At 71.6% G+C, this 25,399-nt stretch carries 21 protein-coding genes and 2 tRNA genes; 7 read left to right on the top strand and 16 right to left on the bottom strand.

The annotated features are described in order from the left end of the window. Positions 1 to 99 precede the first annotated feature (99 nt). The 9 genes from BXA11_RS16995 to BXA11_RS16955 form a co-directional block, all read right to left on the bottom strand. On the bottom strand, positions 100 to 1,149 hold the full coding sequence (locus tag BXA11_RS16995) for a UDP-N-acetylmuramate dehydrogenase (protein WP_076435566.1): 1,050 nt from the start codon (positions 1,147 to 1,149) through the stop codon (positions 100 to 102). A gap of 40 nt (positions 1,150 to 1,189) precedes the next feature. Continuing rightward, positions 1,190 to 1,543, bottom strand: coding sequence for a hypothetical protein (locus tag BXA11_RS16990; RefSeq protein ID WP_143734336.1), 354 nt, complete (start codon positions 1,541 to 1,543; stop codon positions 1,190 to 1,192). Positions 1,544 to 1,600: 57 nt separating this feature from the next. Next, complete coding sequence (locus tag BXA11_RS16985) at positions 1,601 to 2,029, bottom strand: MaoC family dehydratase (RefSeq protein WP_030510784.1); 429 nt, start codon at positions 2,027 to 2,029, stop codon at positions 1,601 to 1,603. Positions 2,030 to 2,031: 2 nt separating this feature from the next. Next, entirely contained in the window at positions 2,032 to 2,481 is a 450-nt protein-coding gene (locus tag BXA11_RS16980; protein WP_076435562.1) for a MaoC family dehydratase N-terminal domain-containing protein, read from the bottom strand. A 148-nt stretch (positions 2,482 to 2,629) separates the two neighbouring features. Next, on the bottom strand, positions 2,630 to 2,794 hold the full coding sequence (gene rpmG, locus BXA11_RS16975) for a 50S ribosomal protein L33 (protein ID WP_030510782.1): 165 nt from the start codon (positions 2,792 to 2,794) through the stop codon (positions 2,630 to 2,632). A gap of 79 nt (positions 2,795 to 2,873) precedes the next feature. After that, positions 2,874 to 2,947 (bottom strand) — tRNA-Met (locus BXA11_RS16970). Positions 2,948 to 3,125: 178 nt separating this feature from the next. Next, positions 3,126 to 3,198 (bottom strand) — tRNA-Thr (locus BXA11_RS16965). A gap of 92 nt (positions 3,199 to 3,290) precedes the next feature. Continuing rightward, positions 3,291 to 3,710, bottom strand: a complete 420-nt coding sequence (locus BXA11_RS16960) for a hypothetical protein (RefSeq protein ID WP_143734334.1) — start codon at positions 3,708 to 3,710, stop codon at positions 3,291 to 3,293. Positions 3,711 to 3,769: 59 nt separating this feature from the next. Continuing rightward, positions 3,770 to 3,979 carry a transposase gene (locus BXA11_RS16955; protein ID WP_076435560.1) on the bottom strand — a complete coding sequence of 70 codons (210 nt, stop codon included), beginning with the start codon at positions 3,977 to 3,979 and terminating at the stop codon, positions 3,770 to 3,772. 105 nt (positions 3,980 to 4,084) lie between these two features. Here BXA11_RS16955 and BXA11_RS16950 point away from each other — a divergent pair, with 105 nt between their 5' ends. Further along, on the top strand, positions 4,085 to 4,705 hold the full coding sequence (locus tag BXA11_RS16950; protein ID WP_076435558.1) for a hemerythrin domain-containing protein: 621 nt from the start codon (positions 4,085 to 4,087) through the stop codon (positions 4,703 to 4,705). On the opposite strand, the gene BXA11_RS16945 is transcribed toward BXA11_RS16950, so the two are convergent. Both BXA11_RS16945 and BXA11_RS16940 read right to left on the bottom strand, forming a co-directional pair. Then, the gene (locus BXA11_RS16945) at positions 4,686 to 8,021 is read right to left on the bottom strand and encodes an ATP-binding protein (protein WP_076435557.1); all 3,336 of its coding nucleotides are present in this window, start codon (positions 8,019 to 8,021) and stop codon (positions 4,686 to 4,688) included. The two genes, BXA11_RS16950 and BXA11_RS16945, sit on opposite strands and share 20 nt — an antisense overlap. A 19-nt stretch (positions 8,022 to 8,040) precedes the next feature. Next, a complete protein-coding gene (locus BXA11_RS16940) occupies positions 8,041 to 8,568 on the bottom strand; it encodes a C40 family peptidase (RefSeq protein ID WP_083744300.1) in 528 nt (175 codons plus the stop codon). Between the two features lie 226 nt (positions 8,569 to 8,794). On the opposite strand from BXA11_RS16940, the gene BXA11_RS41350 reads away from it, so the two are divergent. Next, positions 8,795 to 9,130 carry an STAS domain-containing protein gene (locus BXA11_RS41350; RefSeq protein ID WP_159454795.1) on the top strand — a complete coding sequence of 112 codons (336 nt, stop codon included), beginning with the start codon at positions 8,795 to 8,797 and terminating at the stop codon, positions 9,128 to 9,130. Here BXA11_RS41350 and BXA11_RS16930 read toward each other — a convergent pair. The 3 genes from BXA11_RS16930 to BXA11_RS16920 all read right to left on the bottom strand — a co-directional run bounded on the left by BXA11_RS16930 (position 9,127) and on the right by BXA11_RS16920 (position 12,800). Continuing rightward, positions 9,127 to 11,274 (bottom strand): transglycosylase domain-containing protein, encoded by a 2,148-nt coding sequence (locus tag BXA11_RS16930; RefSeq protein ID WP_308441092.1) that lies wholly within the window; start codon positions 11,272 to 11,274, stop codon positions 9,127 to 9,129. The genes BXA11_RS41350 and BXA11_RS16930 overlap by 4 nt on opposite strands. A 72-nt stretch (positions 11,275 to 11,346) precedes the next feature. After that, positions 11,347 to 12,267: a class A beta-lactamase gene (bla, locus tag BXA11_RS16925; RefSeq protein WP_076435553.1), complete on the bottom strand. Its 921-nt coding sequence runs from the start codon at positions 12,265 to 12,267 to the stop codon at positions 11,347 to 11,349. A 134-nt stretch (positions 12,268 to 12,401) separates the two neighbouring features. Further along, positions 12,402 to 12,800 carry a ribosomal maturation YjgA family protein gene (locus BXA11_RS16920; protein ID WP_076435551.1) on the bottom strand — a complete coding sequence of 133 codons (399 nt, stop codon included), beginning with the start codon at positions 12,798 to 12,800 and terminating at the stop codon, positions 12,402 to 12,404. A gap of 242 nt (positions 12,801 to 13,042) precedes the next feature. Here BXA11_RS16920 and BXA11_RS16915 point away from each other — a divergent pair, with 242 nt between their 5' ends. After that, positions 13,043 to 16,372 carry a S8 family serine peptidase gene (locus BXA11_RS16915; RefSeq protein ID WP_275409779.1) on the top strand — a complete coding sequence of 1,110 codons (3,330 nt, stop codon included), beginning with the start codon at positions 13,043 to 13,045 and terminating at the stop codon, positions 16,370 to 16,372. A gap of 107 nt (positions 16,373 to 16,479) precedes the next feature. Here BXA11_RS16915 and BXA11_RS16910 read toward each other — a convergent pair whose 3' ends face one another. After that, the gene (locus BXA11_RS16910; RefSeq protein WP_076435549.1) at positions 16,480 to 17,835 is read right to left on the bottom strand and encodes a protein kinase domain-containing protein; all 1,356 of its coding nucleotides are present in this window, start codon (positions 17,833 to 17,835) and stop codon (positions 16,480 to 16,482) included. Continuing rightward, complete coding sequence (locus BXA11_RS16905; RefSeq protein ID WP_083744299.1) at positions 17,825 to 19,228, bottom strand: DUF4407 domain-containing protein; 1,404 nt, start codon at positions 19,226 to 19,228, stop codon at positions 17,825 to 17,827. The genes BXA11_RS16910 and BXA11_RS16905 overlap by 11 nt, the downstream gene beginning before the upstream one ends. A 218-nt stretch (positions 19,229 to 19,446) precedes the next feature. Here BXA11_RS16905 and BXA11_RS16900 point away from each other — a divergent pair, with 218 nt between their 5' ends. The 4 genes from BXA11_RS16900 to BXA11_RS16885 are packed head-to-tail and all read left to right on the top strand — an operon-like array spanning position 19,447 to position 25,397. After that, positions 19,447 to 20,871, top strand: coding sequence for a hypothetical protein (locus BXA11_RS16900; protein WP_076435545.1), 1,425 nt, complete (start codon positions 19,447 to 19,449; stop codon positions 20,869 to 20,871). A gap of 8 nt (positions 20,872 to 20,879) precedes the next feature. Further along, positions 20,880 to 21,866, top strand: coding sequence for a DEAD/DEAH box helicase family protein (locus BXA11_RS16895; protein WP_076435543.1), 987 nt, complete (start codon positions 20,880 to 20,882; stop codon positions 21,864 to 21,866). Beyond that, positions 21,863 to 24,160, top strand: coding sequence for a hypothetical protein (locus BXA11_RS16890; protein ID WP_143734333.1), 2,298 nt, complete (start codon positions 21,863 to 21,865; stop codon positions 24,158 to 24,160). The genes BXA11_RS16895 and BXA11_RS16890 overlap by 4 nt, the downstream gene beginning before the upstream one ends. Positions 24,161 to 24,173: 13 nt before the next feature. Next, on the top strand, positions 24,174 to 25,397 hold the full coding sequence (locus tag BXA11_RS16885) for an erythromycin esterase family protein (RefSeq protein ID WP_076435624.1): 1,224 nt from the start codon (positions 24,174 to 24,176) through the stop codon (positions 25,395 to 25,397). Positions 25,398 to 25,399: the final 2 nt, after the last annotated feature.

Below are 25,399 nucleotides of genomic sequence, written 5' to 3'. Positions count from 1 at the left end.
TCCGCCACGAGGGCTCCACGACCGGGCGGACGAACCGCCAGTGTGTCGATCAGTGGATTTCGGACTACTCCCCTTCGGTGTTGTCCCAGTTTAACCGAGCTAAAGACTTGCTCCCACCAGCACGGGCTCGTTGACCAGCCACACCCCGAACTTCTCGTGCACGCCCTCGCGCACCTCGCGGGCCAGCGCCAGCAGCTCGGCCGCGCCCGCCTCGCCCGTGGGGTTGGTGAGGGCCAGCGTGTGCTTGGTCGAGATGCGGACCCGGCCCCTCTCGTAGCCCTTGGGGAACCCGGCGTTCTCGATCAGCCACGCCGCCGGCACCTTGACCATGCCGTCGGGCGTGTCCCAGCGCGGATGGCCGGGGGCCCGCAGCGCCAGGGCAGCCGCCTCCTCCGGGCCGAGCACGGGATTGGTGAAGAACGACCCGGCGCTGCGCGTGTCCGGGTCGCCGGGGTCGAGCACCATGCCCTTGCCCCGTCGCAGCTCCAGCACCGCCTCCCGCGCGTCGGCCAGCGGCACCCGCGCGCCGATCTCCACACCGAGCCGCGCGGCCAGCTCCTTGTAGGCCACGGGCCCCGACAGCCGGGAGCGCTCCAGGGCATAGGTGACGGCCAGCACGACGTGCCGGTCGGGGTCGTGCTTGAACGCGCTGTGCCGGTAGGCGAAGCCGCACTCGGCCGCCGTGAGGTCCCTCACCTCGCCGGCCCTCCGGTCGTACACGCGGACGACGGCGACGGTCTGCGAGACGTCCTGCCCGTACGCGCCGACGTTCTGGATCGGGGTGGAGCCCACCAGCCCGGGAACGCCCGACAGGCACTCGACCCCCGACCAGCCTTCGGCGACGCAGCGGGCGACCAGGGCGTCCCAGTCCTCCCCCGCCTGAACGGTGACCCGCGCGCGGCCGTTCTCGGATGTTGCTTCCACGCCCCGGGTGGCGACGCGCACCACGAGCCCGTCGAACCCGTCGTCGGACACCACGAGGTTGCTGCCACCGCCGAGCACCAGCACGGGCTCGCCCTCACGGTCGGCCTCGGCCACGATCGCGACCAGCTCGTCCTGCGTCCGCGCCTGCGTGAACGCCCGGGCCGGTCCGCCCGTCCGCAACGTCGTGTACGGGGCGAGCGGCACCCCTGCCAACCGGTCAGCCATCGGTCTCCTCGCACCCGGAACATCCCGACGAACAGGATAACTACCCGTGGTCCTCGCGCTCGGCCTCGGCGATCGACTCGTCGACCCTGGACGTGGCCGAACTGCCGTCCCACAGGAGCTGGGAGGCGACCACCGACGGCTCGCCCGAGGGGGTCAGCGCGGTCTCGATCGTCCCGCCGGGGGCGACGTCCCGTTTGACCTCGGTGATCTCCTCCGGGCCCACGGCTCCCGCGGCCTCCCTGGCGTTCCGCGCCCGCGGGCGCGGCATCGCGCCGCCCTGGGCGTCGCCCGCCTTGCCCGGGTCCTGGGTCTCGGCGGCGACACCGGCGACGTCGCCGTGCTCCCGCTGCGTCGTGACCGGCTCGTTCTTCGCTTCGCTGTCTCGCTCGCTCACGATCCGACCGCTACCCAGCACCGCCACGGCCAATCGGGCCCGGCCGGGAGAGGGAGCTCAGGAGAGCTGGACCACCGCGCGGGCCTTGGACAGCACGCGGGCGTCGCCGGACCTCGCGGTCAGCGCCACGACGACGCGCTTGTCCTCGCGCTTGTCCTCGACGACCCCGCTGATCGTGATCGTCGCGCCGTTGTCGTCGTCCGGCACCACGACCATGGAGGAGAACCGGACGCCGTACTCCACGACCGCGCCGGGGTCGCCCGCCCAGTCCGTCACGAACCGGCCGCCCTGCGCCATCGTGTACATGCCGTGCGCGATGACGTCGGGCAGGCCGACCGCCTTCGCGTACCGCTCGTTCCAGTGGATGGGGTTGAAGTCGCCCGAGGCGCCGGCGTACCTCACCAGGTCCACGCGGCGGACCTGGTATTCGACGGCCGGGATCTCCTGGCCGGTCTCCACCTCGTCGTACTTGACCGTCGCCGCCATGATCAGGCCGCCCCTCCGCGCTCCACGATGATGTTGTACGTCCGGCAGACCAGCTCACCCGAGGTGGTCGAGACGTCGCTGCGCAGGGTCAGGAACTCGTTGCGGCCGACGCTGCGGATCTCCGCGACGGTCGAGGCGCACACCAGCTCGTCGCCCGCGTGGATGGGCCGCTCGTACTCGAACCTCTGCTCGCCGTGCACGACCATCGCGAAGTTGAGCCCGAGGTCGGGGTCGGCGAGCGCCTCACCGGTCCCGAAGAGGCTGAACACGATGGGGAACGTGGGCGGCGCGACGACGTCGGGGTGCCCGGCCGCCATGGCGGCCTGCCGGTCGTGGTAGATCGGGTTGGAGTCGCCGATCGCGGTGGCGAACTCGCTGATCTTCACGCGGCTGACCTCGTAGGGCGCGGACGACTCGTACGTCCGCCCGACGAAATCGCGGTTCAAAGGCATCGGGCCGGGCTCCTTAGAGACGAGCTGGGTAGGCCGTACCGTAACAGACCCACACCTGCGGACACCGGCCCGCGCCGCTCCGGACACGACAAACCGGCGCCCCGCAGGGAACGCCGGTGTCGGAAGTGCGTGCGGTCCGCGCCGTAACCTAGCGGGTCTCGCGGTGCGCCCGGTGCGTCTTGCAGTTGGGGCAGTACTTCTTCAGCTCAAGCCGATCCGGGTCGTTGCGCCGGTTCTTCCGCGTGATGTAGTTGCGGTGCTTGCACTCCTGGCAGGCCAGCGTGATCTTCGGCCTAACGTCTGCGGCAGCCACGTGGGAGTGCCTTTCTGCGTTCGGGACTACTGGACAACCCACACCGGGGTCTCCTTATGCAGGTGACCCGGCAGGGTAGTAGCGGAGGCCGGACTTGAACCGGCGACACAGCGATTATGAGCCGCTTGCTCTGCCTGACTGAGCTACTCCGCCTCGGCCGGAACTGCATCCGGCCACGCAAGGATACCCGACCTGTACGGCTATTCACGCATCGGGATCAGCCATGATCGAGATCGGTGCTTCGGCGAGGATGAGGCATCCCCACCAAGCCGAAAGCCCCACCCGGCAGCGCTCAGTCAGAAACACTGCTTGGATAGGACTTTCTGGCTAGAGCCCCCAAACGGAATCGAACCGTTGACCTTCTCCTTACCATGGAGACGCTCTGCCGACTGAGCTATAGGGGCGGGTCCGCTGCCGCTCTCGCGCTGCGGACAGGTGTAACCATACACGGCCACGGCGGCGTATGCGAAATCGAATCTCCCCTCCCGCACAGGGCTCAGGGCGTCGGCAGCACCCCGGCCAGATCGGCCTCGGGACGGTGCTGGACGGGCACGTCGGCCGTGACGGCGTAGCGGCTGAAGTACCCCTTGCCCTTGACCGGGACCACGCTGCTCAGCGTCACCGTGGCGGCGTACGGCGCGTCCGCGCACTCGGGCAGGCACCAGGTGCCGCTGATCCGGCCGGCGCCGGTCGCCCTGGTCGGCCCCCAGGTCCGCCAGGTGACTTCGCTCATCGTGCTGAACTCCGAGAGCACGAGGTTCGCCGGCCGCTGCTCCGCCCTGCCCCGCTCGGAGTTCTGGAGGTTGAGCACGTACACCGGCGTCTCGGGCGCGGAGTCCGTGGGCGCCGCCCCGCAGCCGCCGACGGCGACGCAGAGCACGATGGCGGTGCCGGACAAGCGGGCAGACAAGCGCATGGATTCCCCCTCGGCACCTTGAGTGCCCAGGGCCCGCCGCTGTTACGCCTGTGACCTGGCTACTTGGCGGCCGTACGAGCGTCGCCGGCCCTGACGGGCAGCGGGATCACCTCGCAGAGGTCGGCGAGATCGACATATCGGGCGACCTCCTCGACCGAGAGACAGTCGGCGACCACCTGACCGTTGCGCCGCACCCGCAGCACCTGGCGGTCGCGGCGGTACGCGGGGACGACCTCGTATCCGTCCGGTCCCACCCATCGGCTGTCCATAGGGGAACAAGCTATCGGTTTTCCCCAGGGCTATCTCCCGTCCCAGGGGAATCGTCTTAAGTAAGGTCTCAATCGACCCCAAGTGGGCAGCCGCAGGATGAGCCCATGTCCGATACCCCCAACCTGCTGGGCTTCCGCATCGCGCACCGGGCGATGCGCACCGACTCCCGGCGCCTCGCCGACGTCACCGCCGAGATCGCCGCGGGCCGGCAGCCGTGCGGCCAGGATCGCGCCGCCGCCATCCGCGAGTACGCGACCAAGCTGTGCCGCGGCATCCACCACCACCACAAGGCCGAGGACGACCACCTGTGGCCGCTGCTCGTCCGCTCGGCGGGCGCCGAGATCGACCTGAGCGAGCTGAGCGAGGACCACTCCGAGCTCGACCCGCTGCTGGAGGAGATCCAGGCGGTCGCGGGCGACCCGGCCGAGCTGGCCAAGCCGCTGCGCCGGCTGGCCGACCTGCTCGACGAGCACATCCAGGAGGAGGAGCGCACGATCTTCCCGATCATCATGCGGCACGTCTCCGGCACGGACTGGGAGGAGATGGAGCAGCATGTCCGCAAGGGCGGCGACGTGCGCTTCGAGCTGCCCAGGATCGAGCAGCACGCGCTGCCGGAGGAGCTGGCGGAGCTGCGCAGACTGGCCGGCCCTGTCCTGGTCGTCATGCTGGCGCTGATGCGCCGCGCCCACCGTCGCCGCGAGCGGCTCATCTTCGGCGCCGCGTGAGCGCTGCGTTGTCGGCTTCGCGGCGGGCGGCCTCCTCCCAGTGCGGGGAGCCCACCTGCCGGGCGACCTCTGCGGCCCGCAGGTAGTGGGCCTCGGCGTCGCCGGACCGGCCGAGGAATGCCGCCAGGTCGCCGAGCGTGTGCGCGACCGGCCCGAGCGTGACCGAGCCCGAGTGCAGCCCGGCGAGCTCGCCGTCGGACGGCAGCAGCAGGCGGTAGCACTCCTCGGCCGCCGCCCGGTGACCGAGCGCGATCGCGTTGTCGGCACGCAGGGACATGAACACGAGCCAGTAGTAGTCCCGGCGGGGGACGCGCGCGGAGGCCCACACCACGCGGGCCTCCTCCAGCCGGCCGGCCCCGGCGAGTGCCCGCGCGTACAGCTCTCCGACGTCCTGCGGCAGGCGTTCCCACAGGGCGGCGAGCTCCTCCACCGACTCGTGGACCCGCCCCGCCGCCAGTTTGACCACGAAGCGGCCCACCGTCCCCACCATCGCGCCGTTGGCGTCGCCGGTGCCGGCCAGCCGCTCTCCGAGCTGCGTGTAGACGCTCTCGGCCCGCTCGAACTCGCCCCTGACCAGCAGGTGCACGGCGTCGAGGAACGCGAGGATGCCGAGGGCCAGGCCGAGCTGGCCGCTCGTCGACAGCTCCATGGCCTTGTCGGCGTGCCGGCGCGCCGTGGTCCAGTCGTTGCGGCCCAGCGCGACCATGAGAAGCGCGAAATGACCGAGCGTCTGGTAGCCGAGAAGCCCGGCGGCGGCCGAGGCGGCCAGCAGGTCGTGCCCGAGTTCCTCCAGGTCGTCCCGTCTTTCCGGGGTCAGGCAGACCCAGTAGCGCCCGTTGAGCGCCATGCACCGCAGGCGGGGATCGCCGAGGGCGTCGGCGATGGCCAGCGCCTCCGCACTGGCGGCCTCGATGCGCTCCGCGTCGTGTCCTTCGAGCGCGTGGCAGAGGGCGACGAGCATCCGGCAGCGCAGCTCTCCGGCCTCCGCGGGCAGCGCCTCCTCGATCGCCCCGACGAGATCGGCGTCGAGCACGCGGTCGGGCTGGATGGTCCAGATGACCGGCGCGTCGAGCGAGGACACCGCCCGCGCCACCGCGCCGCGATCCCCCGTCTGGCGGGCCACCGCGAGCGCCTTCGTCCGGTTGCGCACCGCCGTGATCACGTCGCCCGCGTGCGACTGCGCGGACACGAGGCGGCACAGGAGGCCGAGGCGGACGTCTCTGGGCGCGTCTCCGGCCCCTTCGCCCACCAGGTCGAGCGCGCCCAGCGCGCCCTCCAGCAGGGCCGCCGCCTCTCGATGCGCGTACAGCGCGGTCGCCTGCCCGGCGGCCCGCGCCGCGTACTCGGCCGCGGTGAGGGCGGTCGCGGTCGTCGCGGCGGCGAGCGCGTGGTGCCCGAGCGCCCCCACGTCGCCGGGGCGCACCCGCTCGAGCGCCGCCAGGACCTTGCCGTGCATCCGCGTACGGCGCAGCCGCGGGATGTCCTCGTACAGCGTCTCGCGGACGAGTACATGGGCGAACCGGACGCGGCCGGGGCGAGGCTCCTCCAGCAGGCCGGACAGCACGCCCGCCTCCAGGCCGTCGAGCACGGTCTCCTCGTCGGCCCCCGGCATGGCGATCAGCACGTCCGCGTCGGCCTCGCGGCCGAGGACGGCGGCGTTGCGCAGCGTCGTCCGGGCCGTCGCGGGCAACCGGGCGAGACGCCGCCGGATGAGGTCGCGCACGCCGGGCGGCAGCGCGTGGGCCGCGGACGGGCCGTCCACCGCGAGCAGCCGGGCCGTCTCCGTGACGAACAGCGGGTTGCCGCCGGTGCGTTCGGTGACCGTGCGCACCGTTGCCTCGTCGACCCCCGTGCCGGAACGCTCCGCGAGCAGCCGGGCCACCTCGCGTTCGCCGAGGCCGCCCAGCGTGATGTTCTCCGCGGCCTGCACGGCGAGCGCCGCCCCGGTGGCCGTGAGGTCGTCGCCCGCTTCGGCCGGCCGGTGCGTCAGCAGGACGAGGACCGGCGTCCGCGCCAGGCGGCCGGCCAGGTGGCGCAGGAGCTGGAGGGTCTCCTCGTCGGCCCGGTGCACGTCCTCCAGCACGATGAGCAGCGGTCCCGGCACGCCCTCCAGATAGTCGCCCGCCGCCCGCGCCAGCCAGAACTGCCCCACGGGCGCGGCGTCGTCGGTCAGCAGAGGCGCCAGCCTGGCCGCGGTCCCCGGCTCGGGCGGGCAGGTCGCGGACAGCTCGCGCAGCACCTCGCTCCACGCCCACGCGGGCGGCACGCCGCCGGTCGTCTCGGGGCAGCGGCCGACCACGGCCTGCCAGCCGTCCGCCGACAGGCGCCGCACGAGCGCGTCGGCCAGCGTGCTCTTGCCCGAGCCCGCCTCGCCGCCGAGCCAGGCGATGCGGAAACCGGCCCTGGCCCGTTCCGCCGCGGCGGCCAGGCGGGACAGCTCGGCCGTACGGCCGACCATGCGAACGGGCTCGGGATCCGCGGCGGGCGCCGGGTGCCGCGCCGACGGCGGGACGGGCGCCGCGCGTACGGGGGTCGCGCGTACGGGGGTCGCGTCGAGCGACGCGGCCTGCGTGAGGATGTCCGCCTCCAGCGCGCGCAGGGCGGGCCCGGGATCGACGCCGAGCTGGTCGGCGAGCAGGTCGCGAGTCCTGCGCAGGACCGCCAGCGCCTCCCCCTGCCGTCCGGCCCGGTAGTAGGCGAGCGCGAGCAGCCGCACGGCGTTCTCGCGCAGGGGGTGGGCGGTGAGGTGACGCTCCAGCTCGGGAACGACCTCGGCGTGGCGGCCGAGCGCGAGCCCGGCCTCGGCGCGGTAGTCCACCGCGACCGCCCGCAGCTCGTCCAGGTGGACCACCTCGGGGACGGCCCACTCCTCCTCGCCGAACTCCGCGTACGCCTGACCGGTCCACAGCGCCAGCGCCTCGTCCACGACTTCGAGCGCCTGCGCGTGCCGCCCCTCGGTGAGCAGGCCGGCGGCGGACTCCACCAGCCGGGGGAAGCGCCACGCGTCCACGTCTCCGGGCTCCAGCGCCAGCCGGTAACCGGGGGGAGCGGTGACCAGCACGCGGGCGGCGGCGCGGGGGGCGCGGCCCGGTTCGAGTGCCCGCCGGAGGTTGGAGACGTAGACCTGGAGCGCGCCCAGTGCGCGCGGCGGCGGCTGGCCCCTCCACAGGTCGTCCACGAACCGGTCGGTCGACACCACGTGTCCCCGGGCGCAGACCAGCCGGGCCAGCACGGCGCGCTGGAGCGACGTCCCGAGGTCCGCCGGGCGCCCGTCGACCTCCGCCGTGATTCGCCCCAGAACCCGCAGTCTCACCATTACGGGGCAAGCATAGGGATCAGGGCCGGTAGTGGTAATACCCGAGCAGGTCATCCAGCACGGACACGTCGTCCATGCGGATGCGCGTCCCGGTGGCGAAGGCGTTGATCATCTTTCCCGCGCCGACGTACACCCCGACGTGGTGGGTTCTGCCCGGCCTGCCGTAGAAGACCAGGTCTCCCGGTTGCGGCACGCCGACCCTGCGCAGCCTGCCGATGTGGTCGTCGGTGTTGCCGGGGCCGAGCACGTCGTCGCCGAACGCCAGGTCGTACACCCAGCGGGTGAACCCCGAGCAGTCGAAGCCGCGCGTACGGTTCGCCGGACAGGGCGTGATCGCGCCGCTGTATCCCCGGCAGGTTCCCTTCGACGGCCCCGGCCGCGTCGCGTGTCCCCCGCCCCACGAGTACGGCAGCGTGCCCTGGGCGGCGTACGCGACGGCGACGGCCCTGGACAGTTCCTCGTCGAGCGGCGCGGATCCCGCGGCGGCCAGGGCGACGATTCCCCCGATCAGGACCAGCCGGCGCCTCAACGCACGCTCAACCTCCATGGATCGTGACAATAGCCACTCAATTCGGTGGTGACCACGGAAGCTTTACTTCACCCGATCGACGCACCGGAGGGGGATTGTTACCCTGAGTACGGCTCAGCTCGTACCGTCAACAGCTCGCACCGTCATCGGCGTGTCGGTCGAAGCGCTTCGTCGGTCGCCGCGGACCTCCCCGTCCCGCTCCTCCCGGTGGTCCCCGGCGTCAAGGAGAGCGAAGGGAACCACCGTGGAGACGTGGACGGCACAACCCCCTTCCCCCACCCGCTGGTGGGTGCTCGGGCTGCGCGGAGAGCTGGATCTCCACGCGGTGCGCCACCTGCGCGAGCCGCTGCTCACCGAGATCGAGGCCCACGGCCCGTGGCTGGCCATCGACCTCAGCGAGGTGCGGTTCATCGACACCACGGGCGTGGGACTGCTCGTGCGCCTGGTGCACAACCTGCGCGACAGGGACGGCGACCTCGCCCTGATCGCGCCGGCCGGCCAGGTGCTGCGGATCCTCCGATGGACGAACCTGATCAGGGTGTTCCGCGTCCTCGACACGGCCGACGCGCTTGAGGGCTAGTTGGGCAGGATCGTCACCGGCGTGTTGTCGCCTGGCAGAGGACCGTCGTCCCCCGTCGGAGGCGTGACGGACACCAGGCCCCGGCAACTGTCGCCGCAGCCGCCGAACCGCTCGCCGTCGACGGGCGTGAAGTCCGTCGGCGGCACCCCGCGCAGCGCGGTCAGCATGGTGTCCTTCCAGATCGGGCCGGGAACGCTGGCGCCGAACACCTCGCCGTAGTAACGGCCGCCGATCGTGACGCCGTTCAGCTTGTACTTCTGGGCGCCGCGTGGATCGCCGAGGCTGACCGCGCCGGCGAGGTCGGGGGTGAACCCGGCGAACCAGGCGGAGGAGGAGTTGTCGTTGGTCCCGGTCTTGCCCGCCGCGTCACGCCCGATGCCGCCGACCGCCGCCATCGTGCCCTTGGTCAGGACGCCCGACAGCACGTGCGCCGCCGCGTCCGCCACCTCGGGGTCGACGGCCTGACGGCACTTGGGCCTGTAGTCGGTGGTCTTGCCGGTGCTGTCGGTGATGCGGCTGATCGCCATCGGCGCGCAGTACTTGCCGCGCGCGCCGATCGCGGCGTAGGCGTTGGCGACGGTCACCGGGTCCATCTCGTTGATGCCGAGCGTGAACGTCTCGTACTCCTGGAGCGGAGCGCCGTCGGCGCGGTGGATGCCCAGCGACTTGGCCGTCTTGACCACGTCGCAGAGCCCGACCCGCTGCTCCAGCATCATGAAGAACGTGTTGACCGAGTGCCAGGTGCCGGTCTGCAGGGTCAGCCAGCCGGGCGAGCCCTCGTCGTTGGTGACGGTGTGGCTCGGGTCGCCGATGGACTGGCCCGCGCAGTTCTTGAACGTCGCGTAGGCCGGCGCGGTGTAGCCGGCGCCCGCGCTGAACCCGTCGTTGATCTTCATGCCCTGCTTGAGCGCGGTGAGCAGGGTGAAGGTCTTGAAGGTCGAGCCCGCCTGGAAGCCGATGCCGCCGCCGTGCGCGACGTCGGCCACGAGGTTGTAGGACACCTCGTTCCTGGTCTTGTGCGTCCCGTACGGACGGCTCGCGGCCATCGCCTTGATCGCCCCGGTGCCGGGCTGGACCAGCGCCTCGGCGGCCACGGGGGCGTCGGACGGATGGACCCACTTCCTGATCGCCTTGTCGGCGGCGGCCTGCATCGTGGGGTCGATCGTGGTCTTGATGGTCAGGCCGCCGCGGTTCAGGAACGCCAGGCGCTGCTTGGCCGTCTTGCCGAAGTCGGGGTTGCTGAGGATCTCGTTGCGCACGTAGACGCAGAAGTACGGATACTTGCTCGACTCGCAGCCGCCGGGCAGCGGGGTCCCCTTGTAGCCCAGCCTGGCCTTCTTCGCCTCGGCCGCCTGATCCTTGGTGATCTTGTTCAGCTCCGCCATCCGGTCGAGCACGACGTTGCGCCGCTTCAGCAGCCGGTCGCGGCTGGTCTTGCCCAGGTTGGGGTCGGTGGCGTTGGGGTCCTGCACCGCTCCCGCCAGCGTCGCCGCCTGCGACAGCGTCAGCTCGCTCGCGCTGACTCCGAAGAACCGCTTGGCCGCCGCCTCGACGCCGTACGCGCCCGCGCCGAAGTAGGCGATGTTGAGGTATTTCTCCAGGATCTGGTCCTTGGAGTACTTCTCCTCCACGCCCATCGCGTAGCGCAGCTCGTTGAGCTTGCGGGCGTAGCTGGGCGCCAGGGCCTTGTTCTTCTCCTCCTCGGTCTGGGCGGAGTTGAGCAGCACCTGCTTGACGTACTGCTGGGTGATGGAGGAGCCACCCTGGGCCACCCCGCCCGACTGCAGGTTCTTCGCCAGAGCGCGGACGGTGCCCTCGATGTCGATCGGACCGTGCTCGTAGAATCGGTAGTCCTCGATCGAGATGATGGCCGTCTTCATGATGTCGGCGATCTGGTCGAGCGGGACCACCTCGCGGTACTGCTCGTAGAACCGCGCGATCTCGTGGCCCTTCACGTCCTGCACGACCGAGACCTGCGCCAGCGGAGGCTCGGGGAGGTCCCGGGGCTCCAGGCCCACGTCCTCGACGGCCGACACCAGCCCGACGCCCGCGCCTCCCACCGCCGGCAGCGCGATTCCCGCGACCAGCACGCCCGCCGCCGCTCCCATGGCGACCAGGCGCAGCACCTTCCCCGTGGCGTTCACACGAACCTCCCCCAAATGGCTATAGACAAGGTTATGGGGCTGTAAAACGCGGTCGGCCCCATAACGCGGTATTTACGAGAGCCGGCCGAGACCGCGCGCGAGCACGGTCGCCGTCTGGGCGACGACCTTGTCCGCGGTCGCGCCGTCGGCCGCCCGGCGGTTGGTGTAGATCGCCATGATGATCGGAGCGGCGCCCTTGGCCGGCCAGACGACGGCGATGTCGTTCGCGGTGCCGTACGTGCCGCCGGTGCCGGTCTTGTCCCCGACGATCCACGTCTTCGGCAGCCCGGCGCGGATCCGCGCGTCCCCGGTCGTGTTGTCGCGCAGCCACCCGATCAGGCGGGACCGGTCCTTCGCGCCCAGCGCGTCGCCGGTCGTGAGCGCCCTCAGGTCGCGGGCGACGGACGCGGGCGTGGTGGTGTCGCGCTTCTGCTTGGGCGACCACTCGTTGAGCTCGGTCTCCCAGCGGTCCAGCCGGGACACCGGGTCCTTGAGCGTGCGGAAGTAGCGGGTGAGGCCCCGCGGCCCGCCGATCCGCTTCAGCAGCATGTTGCCCGCGGTGTTGTCGCTGTAGATGATCGCCGCCCGGCACAGCTCGGCGAGGGTCATGCCGTCCTTCACGTGCTTGCCGGTCTCCGGCGAGTTCGACTTCACCTCGCCGGCCGTCCAGTGGACGACCTTCCGCGTCAGCTCCCGGTCGGTCGTCCGGGCCAGCACCGCGCCCGCGGCCACCGCCTTGAAGGTGGACAGCAGCGCGAACCGCTCGCCCGCCCGGTAGCCGATCGTCTTCCCGGTCGCCGTGTCGATCGCGTACGCGCCGATGCGGCCCTGGAACGACGCCTCCAGCGCGCGCAGCGCGGCGGCCACGTCCGTCCGGGGCGCGGCGGCGGCCTGGGGCGCAGCGGCGGCAGGGCCCGCCGCGGGAACGGCGCCGACCAGGAGGGAGACCGTGAGCGTGGCGGCCTTCAGCGCGACCGGCGGTGTCCGTGTCATGGCATGTCCTTGCTCTCGTCCGTCACAGGAGTGTCAGACGCAGGAGCAAAGCAAAGTGTTCGGAACATGTCCAATATTCATATGAACAACCGACCGATATGCGTTTCCGTATAGATCCAGCTCACGACGGCGGGTCACCCGGCGTCGCGACTGTCCGGCGGGCCCAGATATTTCCCGCGGATCGAATGGACGGCGTACCCGGCGGCCGCCCCCACCGCGTACCAGAACAGGTCGGGGGCGTTGAACGTCGTGCCGAGGACCAGCCGCGCCGGCGTGCTGTGCGCCGACAGCTCGGCCGGCACCCCGGTGAGCTGGGCGAACTCGACCAGCCAGCTCACCCCGAGCGCCACGGCCGCCACCACGAACGGCCGGGCGCGCGGCGCGGCCACGACGACCAGCGCGTACACGAGGACGGTGTAGAGGAGGTCGCCCGCATACTTGGCGACCGCGCCGGGCAGCAGCGCCCGGACCGCCAGACCGGCGGCCACGACCACTACGGCGGCGGCCAGGGCGGCAAGTCGGCGGCGCGGCATCCGGGCACCCTATCGGGAATCCGGCGCCACCCATTACCACCACACACGCGAAAAATCACGCCATGGAACGATCTAGCCGGAAAAACGATGGCTAGTTAAACTCCGAGTCAGCTTCGGCCACCCGTCTGGGGTGGCCGTTCGCTCGTCGCCCAACGGGGAGGGCCGTGCCCTCCCATGCCCGTGGGCGACACGGCTCCTCCACGCCCGGACGGCGAGACATCACCGGTCTTCATGGAGGTGTCGTGTCGAAGAAGCCCCCACCTGCCTACGTACGGACCACAGCGATCGTCGCCGGTCTCGGCCTCGTGACGGCGATGATCCCGGCGGCCACCGCCGCCGCGGACCCCACCCCCACCCCCTCGCGGTCGTGGAGCGCCACGGCCGTGACAGGCGCCGAGCGCGTCCAGGGCGCCAAGTCGGTCAGCGGCCGGCTCGCCAAGAGCGACGCGTCGCTGCTCGCCTCGAAGTCGCCGCAGCGGACGAGCGTCGTCGTGAAGCTCGACTACGACGCGGTCGCGGCCTACAAGGGCGGCCTGCCGGGGCTCCCCGGCACCAGCCCGTCGGTCACCGGGAAGTCGCTCAACCTGAAGAGCGGCGACGCGGCGAAGTACCAGAAGCACATTGAGGGCATCGAGAACACCTTCCTCGGCGAACTGGGCAAGAAGATCCCCGGCGTCACGGTGGGGCGGAAGCTGCGCACGGTCTACGGCGGCATCGCCCTGACGCTGCCCGCCGACAAGGCCGCCGACCTGCTGAGGCTGCCCGGTGTGGCGGCCGTGCAGGAGGACAGGCGGGAGCAGCCCCTCACCGACTCCAGCCCGGAGTTCATCGGCGCGACCACCGTCTACAAGCAGCTCGGCGGCGCGAAGTCGTCGGGCAAGGGCGTCATCGTCGGCATCCTGGACACCGGCGCGTGGCCGGAGCACCCGTCGTTCGCCGACCCGGGGACGCTCCCCGCTCCCCCGCCGAAGGCGGACGGCACCCCGCGGACGTGCGACTTCGGCGACAATCCGCTGACGCCGGCGGCCGACCCCTTCCAGTGCAACAACAAGCTGATCTCCGGTCAGCCGTTCCTTGAGACCTACAACGCGGTGGTGGGCGGGGAGGTGTACGCCGACAGCGCCCGTGACTCCAACGGCCACGGCACGCACACCGCCACGACGTCGGCGGGCGGGCCGGTCGACCACGCCAACCCGCTCGGCATCGACCGCGGCGCGATCCACGGCATCGCGCCCGCCGCACACGTCGCGGTCTACAAGGTCTGCGGCGCGGAGGGCTGCTACCAGTCCGACTCGGCGGCCGCCGTCGCGCAGGCCATCGCCGACGGCGTGCGAGTGATCAATTTCTCGGTGGGCGGCGGCGCCGACCCCTACAGCGACCCGGTCGAGCTCGCGTTCCTCGACGCGTACGCGGCGGGCGTGTTCGTGTCGGCCTCGGCGGGCAACTCGGGACCGGGCGCCGGGACGACCGACCACCGCGGGCCGTGGGTGACCACGGTGGCGGCCTCGACGCAGAGCCGCACCTACCAGTCGACGATCACGCTGACCGGCGGGCCGTCGATCAAGGGCGCGTCGATCACCCAGGGCGTCACGTCGCCGTTGCCCGTGGTGCTGGCGTCGGCCCCGCCGTACAGCGACCCGCTGTGCGTCAACCCGGCGCCCCCGGGGCTGTTCGCCGGGAAGATCGTCGCCTGTGAGCGCGGCCCCAACCGGGTGCTCAAGGGATTCGCGGTCAAGCAGGGCGGCGCCGCGGGGATGATCCTCTACAACTCCACGCCGCTCGACGTCATGACCGACAACCACTGGCTGCCGACGGTCCACATCGACAAGCCGGAGACCGACGTGCTGCTCGCCTGGCTGAGCGCGCACCCGGGCGCCACGGCGAGCTTCACCCAGGGCGAGAAGACCACCTGGCAGGGCGACGCGATGACGACGTTCTCCTCGCGCGGACCGGGCGGCGACTTCCTCAAGCCGGACGTCACCGCGCCCGGCCTGCACATCCTGGCGGGCAACACCCCGACCCCCGAGTCGCCGCTGGAAGGTCCTCCGGGCAATCTCTACCAGGTGATCGCCGGCACCTCGATGTCGTCGCCGCACGTGGCGGGCGCGGGCGCGCTCGTGTTCGCGCTGCACCCCGACTGGACGCCGGGCCAGGTCAAGTCGGCCCTGGAGACCACCGCCACGACCAAGGTCACCAAGCAGGACCGGACCACCCCGGCCGATCCGTTCGACTACGGCGGCGGCCGCATCGACCTGACCAAGGCGGGCGACCCGGGCCTGACCCTCGACGAGACCGCGGCGAACTACGCCGCCTCGGCCGCCGACCCGATGAACCGGATCGACCTCAACCTCCCGTCGGTCAACGCGCCCGTCATGCCGGGCGTGATCAGCGCCAAGCGCACGCTCGTCAACACGACCGGCAAGACGCTGGTCTACACCGCGACGGGCACGACTGTCAGCGGGGCGAACATCACCGTGCTGCCGCCGCTGTTCACGGTCAAGCCGGGCAAGAGCCAGACGATCACCATCGTGATCACCGCGCCGGACCTGCCCGACGGGCAGTACTTCGGCCAGGTGAACCTCAAGCAGGTCGGCGGCAACCGGGAGCAGCACCTGCCGGTGGCCTTCTACCGGCAGGAGGGCGCCGTGCCGATCGACCAGACCTGCGCGCCGAGCAGCATCCCCAGGAACACGGGCACGTCCACCTGCACGGTCACCGTCCAGAACAACACCCTGGAGGACGCCGAGGTCACCGCCCTCAGCACGCTCGACCTCAGGCTGCGCCTCACCGGCGTCACCGGCGCGACCAAGATCGGCAGCCAGATCGTGACGGCCAAGCGCACGCTGCCGGGCAAGCAGCCGGACAAGCCGTCCATCGCCCCCGGCGCGACCCCGGCGGGCTACCTGCCGCTCGCGGCCTTCGGCATCGCCCCCACCCCGATCGGGGACGAGGAGGCGCTGAACTTCACCGTCCCGGCGTTCACCTACGCCGGCCGCACGTACACCAGGATCGGCGTCGTCTCCGACGGCTACACGGTCGCGGGCGGCACGAACGGCTCGGCGGACATCCAGTTCGCGCCGCAGACGCTCCCCGACACCGCGCCGCCCAACGGCGTGCTCGCGTCGTACTGGACCGACCTGAACGGCGAGGGCGCCCCCGGCGTCTACGTCGCCAACCTGACCGACGGGGTGAACAGGTGGCTCGTGGTCGAGTGGCAGGTCTACCTGTACGGCACGAACAGCCTGAAGGTCTTCCAGCAGTGGATCGGGCTCAACGGCACCGAAGACGTCTCGTACGCCTACGACCCGGGCAACCTGCCCGGTGACCCGGGGGCGGCCTACGGCCTGACCGTCGGCGCCGAGAACGCCGACGGCACCGCGGGCGGCCAGATCAGCGGCCCGCCGACGCAGGACTACCGGATCACCAGCACGCCGGGCGCCCCCGGCGGCACGCTCACCTACTCCTTCACGGTCAAGGGCGTGTCCTCGGGCACCGGCACTGTCACGACCGGCACCTCCACTCCCCAGGTGAAGGGCATCACGGTCGAGGTCGACAAGATCACCGTTCAGTAGGATTCCGGGGCTTTCCGAGAGGCCCGGCGGACCCGCGTGTCCGCCGGGCCCTCGTCCCCGGGGGTTCGGCCGGCGCGGCTCAGTCGGCGCGGTTCAGTAGGCGCGGCTCAGTCGGCGACGGCGATCTGGGCGCGTACGGCGGGGCTGAGCCCGGCCAGGAGGCGAGCCGCGCGGCCGTCCGTGGTCGCCCGGAGCAGGGCCGCGGTGACCGGCGGCGGCACGTACTCCAGCACCTGCCTGGCCCGCCGGGTCGTCATCGCCTCGACCAGCCGGACCGCGGCGGGGGTGACGCCGAGCGCGTTGAGGATGTCGGCGGCGACCCGATCGGGGACGTCCGCGAGGATGCTCGCGCCCCGGCTCGCGGGCAGCTGCCGCAGCAGCGCGGCCGCTCCCGCCGCGGTCATGTGACCGACCGTCCGGCCGGCCTGACCGGACGGCAGCAGGGCCAGCACGCCGGCCGCCCGGGACGGATCATCGGTCATGGCGTCCAGCGCCTGCCCGGCGGCGGCCGGCGCCATCGCGGCGAGCGCCGCGGCGGCACTGCGCAGAGAGGAGGCATCGCGGAGAGCGGAGGCCTGCCTCGGCGGCGGCTGGGGTGGTCGTGCTCGCGGCCTCTCGACCGGCGGCTCACGCCGCGGCGGGGCGGTGATCGCCGCCAGCCTGCGGTCGACTTCGGCCGCTCCCATGCGGAGAGCGGGGTCCTTCCTGAGCAACGCGGCGATCACGTCGTACAGCGGCCCGCCGCGGCGAGGCGGCGGAAGGTCGTCGGTGCAGACGGCGTGCACGGTCGCGTAGGCGTTGTCCCGCCGGAAGGGCGAGTAGCCCTCCAGCGCGCAGAAGAACGTGACGCCGAGCGACCACAGGTCGGCGGCGGGCCCCACCGCCCGCCCGTCGATCCGCTCCGGCGCCATGAACTCGGTGGTGCCGAGCATGATGCTGCGCGAGGTGAGCCCGCTCTCGCCGACGATCTGCGCGATGCCGAAGTCGACGAGCACCACCTTTCCGTCGTGGCCCACTACGATGTTGGCCGGCTTGACGTCACGGTGCACCACGTGCGCGGCGTGTGCGGCCGTCAGCCCGGCCAGCACCTCGCGTCCCAGGGCGGCGATCTCGCGCTCGGACAGCGTCCGCCGCCGGATCAGGTCGTCCAGGGAGCCGCCCTCGACGTGGACCATGACGATCCACGGCGAGCCGCCCTCCTCGAAGACGTCGTAGATCTCGGCGATCGCGGGGTGTCTGATCCGGGCCAGCGACCGGGCCTCGCGCAGGGCCCTGGCGCGCTGGATCTCGATCCCCTCGCCGTACGGCGTCAGCACGACTTCCTTGAGCGCGACGAGCCGGCCGAGCATCCGGTCCATCGCGAGCCAGACCGTGCCCATGCCGCCGCGGCCGAGCTGGGTCCTCAGCTCGTAGCGGTTTTTGATCAGCCGTCCCGGGCCCCCCGCCGGAGCGTCAGTCGTCATCGGGCAGCAGCTCGACACCGCCGGGGCGGTCGGCGCCGGCCCGCGGCACCCGCGTGGTCCTGGCGTCCGGCATCCGCCTCAGTTCCTGGTCCTCCATCGAGTCGTACGCGTCGGTCTCGCCGACGGTCTCCGCGCGGGTGCCGGTAGGGCCGCGGTACGCCGCGCCGTCCTCGGGGAGGGTGACGACCGGTTGCGGGCCGGTCTCGCCCGTACGGGACCAGATGCGCCAGACGTCCTGCGAACGGCCCGAGGGCGACGCGGGCGTCCCGGCACCGCCCACGCCCGGCGAGGTGAAGGCGCCCTGCGCGGCGAAGGAGCCGCGCGCGTCCCGGAACTCGTGCTTCTCGGCCAGCGCGAGGACCTTCTCGTAGTTGCCCGGCCGCTGCATCAGCTTGATCGTGACCGGCAGGCACTCGATGAGGAGGAACAACAGGAACAGCAGCAGGCGGGTGACGCCGAGGCTGCTGTCCTTGCCGGTCACCTCGTTCAGCGCCTGGATGCGGATGAGCAGGCCGTTGGTCGCCATGTTCTCCGCGTCGAAGGTCGTCTGGAGGTCCGTCTGCCGCTTGATCCCGGCGTCGAGCTGCGCCTTCGCCTTGGGCAGGGCGTCCCGCGCGCTCGCGAGGCGGGCCTGCTTGGCCTCCTCGCTGCCGGCGCTCAGCTCCCGCTTACGGTCCTCGATCTGCCGGTTGACCAGATCGATGCGCCGCTTGTCCTTCTCGTACGCGCGCCGGCTGTCCTGGGCGAGAGGGCCGTCTCCCTTCTTCGGGCACGACGGTCCTCCGTACAGCTGGCACTGCCACTCGCCGTAGTGCTTGTCGGCCAGCTTCTGCTGCCTGGCGCGCTCGGCGGTCAGCGCCTTGATGTTCGGGTCCTGCTCGGTGTCGATGGGCACGTCACCTCCGGAGGAGATGACTTTCTCCAGGTCCGCCACCTCCTTGCGGAGCTGGCCGACGTCCTTTCCGACGTTGCCCTGCTGCTGCCGTGCGGCGAACGCGTCCGCACGCTGCTGCTTGATCTGGACAATCTGGGCATCGATTTCGGACCGGAAGATCTGGAGCACCAATGGCGTGGAGATGACGAACCCGAGCAGAAGCGCCATGAGAAAGCGCGGAACGGCCAGCGGCCAGCGGCGCGGCGCGTCCGCCTTCATCGTGCTGACCAGCCAGCGGTCGAGGCTCAGGATCATCAGGCCCCATACCAGCGCGGCGAGAACGGCCAGGACGACGTTCACGCCCAGAGCGCTGTTGAGGGCGAACGTCATCGAGACGACCGCGAGGACGGCCGTCGTGAGCACGGCGCCGCCGATTCCCTCAAACTTCCCGTACTCACTCGGGCACCGTTCGAGCACTTCAGGCCGCGCTCCGGACAGCGCAATCAGAAACCGTCTCATGTTTCTCCTCGCCTACGCGCACATATTGGAACGTGGCATAACGATCGAGACTCGGGCTATCGTAGATCACCGCCATAAGATTGCGGGAAACCGAGAATGATCCGACGCAACGACACGACAAGAACCCTACCGTTATGACAAGTCGTCTTTTCGTTGTTACCCACTAGTTCGGATATAGGGGGACAGGGGCGACGAATAGGACAATAAACGGAGGATCTGTGTCAGAGCCCGACAAGGCTCTGCTTCGCAAGGCCGTCGCCCGAGCCGTTGCGGGGCTCACCGCCACCGGCCGCCTCACGATCGTGGAGGTCGCCGCCGACGGCATGACCGTCTTCCGAATCCACCGGGACGACAACGGCAGGCCTCGCTGCCATTACTGGTCGTCGTCATGGGAGGACCTGACCTCCGAACAGGGGTGGGAGCACGAGTCCTCCCGGCAGGCCGTGCTCCGGGCCGCCGACTCACTCCTCGCCGACGAGGTCGTCCTCGTCTGCTCGTTTCCCGAGGGCGCCGAGGCCAACCGGGCGCTCGCCTGGCTGAGCGAGGCGCGGCCCGTCCCCGTCCTCCCCTGCGACGGGCCGGTCGTCGCGATCGTCGAGGACGTCCTGGCCTCCGACCCGCTCTCCCGGTCGTACGACCTGGTCGTGCTGCGCGCCGACCACGCGAGCGGGCGGCTGCGGCTGGGGAGCAAGCAGCTGTTCCCCATCGGCACCCTGCCCGGGACCAGGGCCGAGGTGGTCGTCCGCTGCGAGCCCGGCGACGAGTACGGCACGGCGTTCGCCGTGGTCACCTGGCAGGGCCGGGAGCCCCGGTTGCTGTCGGTGCACAGCGCCAGGCTCACCCCCGGCCGTTATCTGCTGACGGCCGAGCTGGTGCGGCCGGGGAAGGTGCGCTTCACCGGCGTGCCCGAGCTGACGCGAGATCCGCGCGGCTGGAACGACCTCGTGGCGGCGGCGCCGTCGCAACTGCCGACCAGGGCCGGGCCGGCACACCTGATCTGCGCGGTGGAGGTGAGCGGGCCGGACGCGAAAGTGGAGGAGCGCCTGAGCCGGGTGCGCCAGATGGTCAGTCATCTGTCCGCCGAGCTCGCGGACCTCCTGCGGGTCTCCCTCGTGGCGTACGGCGCGCACTCCTACGACGACCGGGCGGCCAGAGAGCATCCGGTGGAGGTCGCCGCGTGGCAGGTCACGCCCGAGCGCGCGCTGGCCGCCCTGGAGTGGCTGGAGGAGCGCGGCGCGATCACCGAGGGCTACCCCTACTATCCGCACGCCGCCCAGGTGGAGGACATGCTGGAGGCGGTGGCCCGGCGGCTCACGACGGCGGAGCAGGTGCGCACGGTCCTGCTCACGGTCGGCGACCGCCCGCCGCACCCGGCGCGGACGAACCGGTCGCTGATCCTGCCCTGCCCGCACCCGCACGACTGGCGGTTACTCGTGGGCCGCGTCCAGAGCCGGCCGGACACCGCGCTCGCGGCGATCTGCGACCGCGAGGACACCTTCGCGCACCCGGCCTGGCGCCGGCTCGGCGCGAACGCGCTCGCGCATCTCGACGCCCTCGACGTCCGGGGGCTCGCCGCCGACCTGGGGCTGGCCGCGCCCGCCGCCCTCCCCATCCCGTTCCCCCTCCTCGACGAGACGGAGTGAGACCAGACATGCAGTCCGACCCGGCGCAGGGACCACCGGCCCACGAAATCGCCATGTGGGGCGCCCCCGGCAGCGGCAAGACCACGCTTCTGGCCGCCCTGAACATCGCGCTGATGCGGCGGAAGGACGAATGGAAGATCGTCGGCTCCGACGCCGCCTCGTCCGACTACCTCATCGAGAGAACGAACGCGCTGTCGAGCGGGAAGATCTTCCCGGAGGCGAGCCAGAGCCTGGAGCACTACCGCTGGACGCTGCTCGGACCGGCCGAGCGGCAGGAGCGCCGGTGGCTCCGCAAGGCCCGGCCCACCGCACCGCTGAAGATCGGCATCAGCATGGTCGACGCGCCGGGCGGTCTGTTCAGCGCGGGCCCCCTCCATCTGGGGAACGGCTCCGGCGTCGCCGACGACCTGCGCCGGCGCCTGATGGACAACCTGGTGAAGAGCCGGGGCCTGGTCTTCCTCTTCGACCCCATCCGGGAGTTCGAGCTCGGCGATGCCTTCGACCACCTGCACCCGCCGCTCACCCGCCTGGCCGAGAAGATGCTCGAGAGCGGGGAACTGCGGGACGGCATGCTCCCCCATCACGTCGCGGTCTGCATCACCAAGTTCGACGACCCCAGGGTGCTGGAGACCGCGGAGAAGCTGCACCTGCTCGACTCCGCGCCCGACGACGAGTACGGATTCCCCCGGGTGACCAGCGAGGACGCCCGTGACCTGTTCCGGGCGCTGTGCGAGGTGTCCGCGAGCGGCAACGCGGACATGGTCGTCAACGCCCTGGACCAGTTCTTCCACCGCACCCGCGTCGAGTTCTTCGTCACCTCGTCGATCGGCTTCTACCTGCGGCCGCACACCAAGACGTTCGACTGGAACGACTACCAGAACCTGCTGCCCGAGGCGGGCAGGGACCTGCGGATCCGGGGACAGGTCCATCCCATCAACGTCGTCGAGCCCATGCTGTGGCTCGGCCGGCGCCTCGCCGCCGGCGGTCCGCGGTGATCGGTTTCGAGTGGGCGCTGGAAGGCAAGCGGCCCGGCAGCTACGACGAATACGGCCTGCTGGAGTGGAGCGACGGGCGGCTCGGCCGCGAGGTGTTCGACAAGCTCAGGCACCGCTACACGGCCGGCACCGCCGGCGACCTGCCCCAGGTGACGATCGGGACCGCGAGGATCGGCGAGAACGGCCAGATCTCCCACTATCTGGTTCTGGCGATCCGGCAGTGGTCGGGCCACCGCGACTTCGCGAACCGCAAGATCGCCTACACCCGGTGGTTCTACGTGCCGTACGAGCAGCTCGTCGACCGGCCGGTGTCGTACACGGCGCTCTACACCGCCTTCGCCGCGCTGCCGCTGGAGCCGCGGCCTCCGCTGACCGTGGCCGTGCCGCCGTACGACCCGGAGGCCATGGCTCCCGGACCGGACACGTTCTCCGCCGCGGCGCTGCTGCTGAACGGCCGGCCCGTGTGCGTGGTCGGCGCCGACACCGTCCCTATGATCGAACGGCTGCGCTTCGCGGACACCGTCGCGGCGCTGCTGCCGTACGGGACGCGGACCAGGTTCACCGCCGCCACCTGGACCAGCAGCACGAGCGAGCACAGCATCAAGCTGTCGTTCGCGCGGTATGCGCCAGAAGGGGCGCAGACGGTGGTCTGGGGACGCGCGGCCGACAGCGTCCTCGGCCAGACACCGTCGAAGCTCTGCCACCAGTTCTACACGCGGTCCGACGTCCCGGCGGCGGAGATGATCGCCAGGCTCGCCCGGCAGACCGAGCCGCTGTCGATCGAGAAGGACCGGCCCAAGGTGCTACAGCTGGTCGAGCTCTCCGGTTCCGCTGCGCCGGAGCCCGAACCCGAGCCGGACCGCTCCCCGCCCGGCCCTCCTCCCGCCCAGCCCACGGGCTCCGCGGAGCCCACGGTGGCGTACCGGAACGGCGCGGGAAGCCCCTTCATCGAGGCGCTGGCCGACGCGCTCCCGTACGCCGCTGACGTCGGCGCCGCGGTCGAGGACCTGGCTCGCTCGGGCACGACCCCCACCGCCCGGCAGCACCTCCAGAGGGTGCTGCTCAAGCGCAACTGCTTCCGGAGTGTGATCGGTCCCCGGAGCGACGCGACCCGGCTCTACGCGCGGCTCGTGGACGCGGCCTTCCCGGCCGAGGAGATGCGGAGCCAGTCCAGCCAGCACAGGCAGTCCAGCCAGGACGTCGCCGACGCCCTCATCTGCTCGCCGGACACGCCGGACGCCGTCCGGCACAGGCTCGCCTCTCTCCTGGGCACGCCCGCGGCCGAGCACCGGCGGACCTGGTGGCCTCCCGGCCGGCGCGTCCGCCTGGCGTTGATCCTGACCGGCACGGCCGCACTCGCCGCGGTGGCGGTCGTGGCCGTCTTCCTGACCCTGGGCGACGCCGGGGAGACCCCACAGGAGAGCCTCTCCCCTCCACCGCTGGCGGTGGCCGTCCAGGCGCCCGCGGACCAGCGGTACGCCGCCGAGGCCTTCGCCGAGAGGCTCCGCCGCGACGGCTACGCCCCGGCCGTAGAGACGATCGACCCCGCCACCGTCACGCCGCCGGTGGGCAAGCCGGCCGTGACCATCGCGTACGACCTCGACGTCCTGGAGTCGGTCAGCGGCGGCCGGCACTCCGGCAAGGACGTAAGGGAGGATCTGCGGCAACGGGGCCTCAGTGAGCTGGCGGACCTTCCGGTGACGAGCAGCGACGTCCTGCTCGTCAGGGAGGGCGTCAAGCCGCAGCGGTTTCTCGACCAGCCCGGCGAGGGCGACGACGTCCTCATTCGCAACACGATCGGCGAGGAGCAGCTGCGCGCGCTGACCGATCACGGCCTCCAGCTGGCCACCGCGCCGGCCCAGAACATCGCACGCCGGCTGGCCGAGCGATCCGCCGACGCCGCGATCGTGCCCGAGAACGTGAGCGCGGTCGAGGGCTACCAGCGCGTCGCCCCGCGGGACCTGCCGCTCCCCCAGCGCAGGCTGGTCGTGCTCGTCAACCGCGAGGCGGACGAACCGATGCGGCAGGACCTGCTCCAGGTCATCCGAGCGCCGGACTTCGGACTCGCGCCGCAGGGCGACCCGATCCTGGCCGCCCAGGCCCTCGTCGACCGGATCGCCCCGCTGGTGGAAAAGACGGTGGTGGAACCGACGTCCACGGCAGAGCCGGCAGGGAAGGCCTCTTTGCTGTGGATCCTCTTCTTCGTGGTGGTCGTCCTCGCCTTCGTGGCGGTGGTGCTGTTGATGTGGCGTCCTTCCCGGCTCGACGACAGGATCAGCCGGCACCGCCGATGACGTGAGGAGCGCCGTGTCCGGCACGACGACCGAGGACCAGGTGACGCAGTGGCTCAAGGCGCGCGCCATACCGCTGAACGGCCTGACACCGGGAGCCGGAACCGCCGACCTGGCACCGCTTCGCGCCGCACTGGACGGCGTGCGGGTGGTGGGGCTCGGCGAGGCCACGCACGGCAGCCGTGAGTTCTTCCTGATCAGGCACCGGTTGCTGGAGTTCCTGGTCGAGGAGCTGGGCTTCACGACGCTGGCGGTGGAGGCCAGCGCCTCGGCGTCCCGCGCCGTGGACGACTACGTGCAGGGCGGCTCCGGCGATCCCGTCGAGGCACTCGCCGGGCTGGGCTTCTGGACGCTGCACACGGCGGAGATGCTGGCGACCGTCGAGTGGCTGCGCGACCACAATCGCACCGCCGCCCGGAAGGTGCGGTTCGCGGGCATCGACCCGCAGCATCCGGCGGCGTCGCTGGACGCCCTGCGCGCCCACCTCGGCGATACCGCGCGGGACCTGCTCGACCCCCTCACGCCCCTCGCCGGAAAGCGCCTGGGCGTCGGCCCGCCGCTCGACCGGCGGATCGAGGCCGACGCCCGCCGTGTGGAGGAGTTCATGGCCGGCCTCTCCGCCCCGGACGAGGCACTGGCGCATGCGCGGATCGTGCGCCAGAGCGCCGACCTCGCGAGCCGGCCGTTCCGGCACCCCGACCCCGCACAGACCGTGAGCGTCGCGCGCGACCGCCATCTCGCCGACAACGTGGACCTGCTCCTGGCCGACCCGGACGCCAAGGTCGCCCTCTGGGCCCACAACGGCCACGTCATGAAGGGCGGTCACAGCGGCGGCTCGGTGCCCGCCATGGGTCTGCACCTCAGACAGCGGCATGGCGAGGCGTACTACGCACTCGGCGTGCTCTTCGGGTCGGGCCGGTTCCGGGCGCGCCGGCGACGATTCGGCAGGGTGGACCCGGCCAGGCCTCCGGTCACCTTCCACGTCCCGCTCGTCCGCAGACCGACGATCGTGGAGGCTCGCCTGGCCACCGCTCACCCCGGTGATCACGTGATCGACCTGCGGAACGGCCCACGGCCGGAGGCCGTGACGCGGTGGCTCGGCGAGCCCCTTCACATGCGCAGTTACGGGGCGGTGGCGAGGCGGTTCACCTACAAGCTCAGCCACATGCCCACGGTGCTCGCCGAGCACTTCGACGGCATCGCCTTCGTGCCCGAGACCACAGCCTCCACCCCTCTGTGATC

Source organism: Microbispora rosea (assembly GCF_900156315.1).
Lineage (GTDB): Bacteria > Actinomycetota > Actinomycetes > Streptosporangiales > Streptosporangiaceae > Microbispora > Microbispora rosea.
The sequence above is the reverse complement of the archived record's forward strand: the minus strand, read 5'-3'. Positions and strand labels throughout refer to the sequence as shown.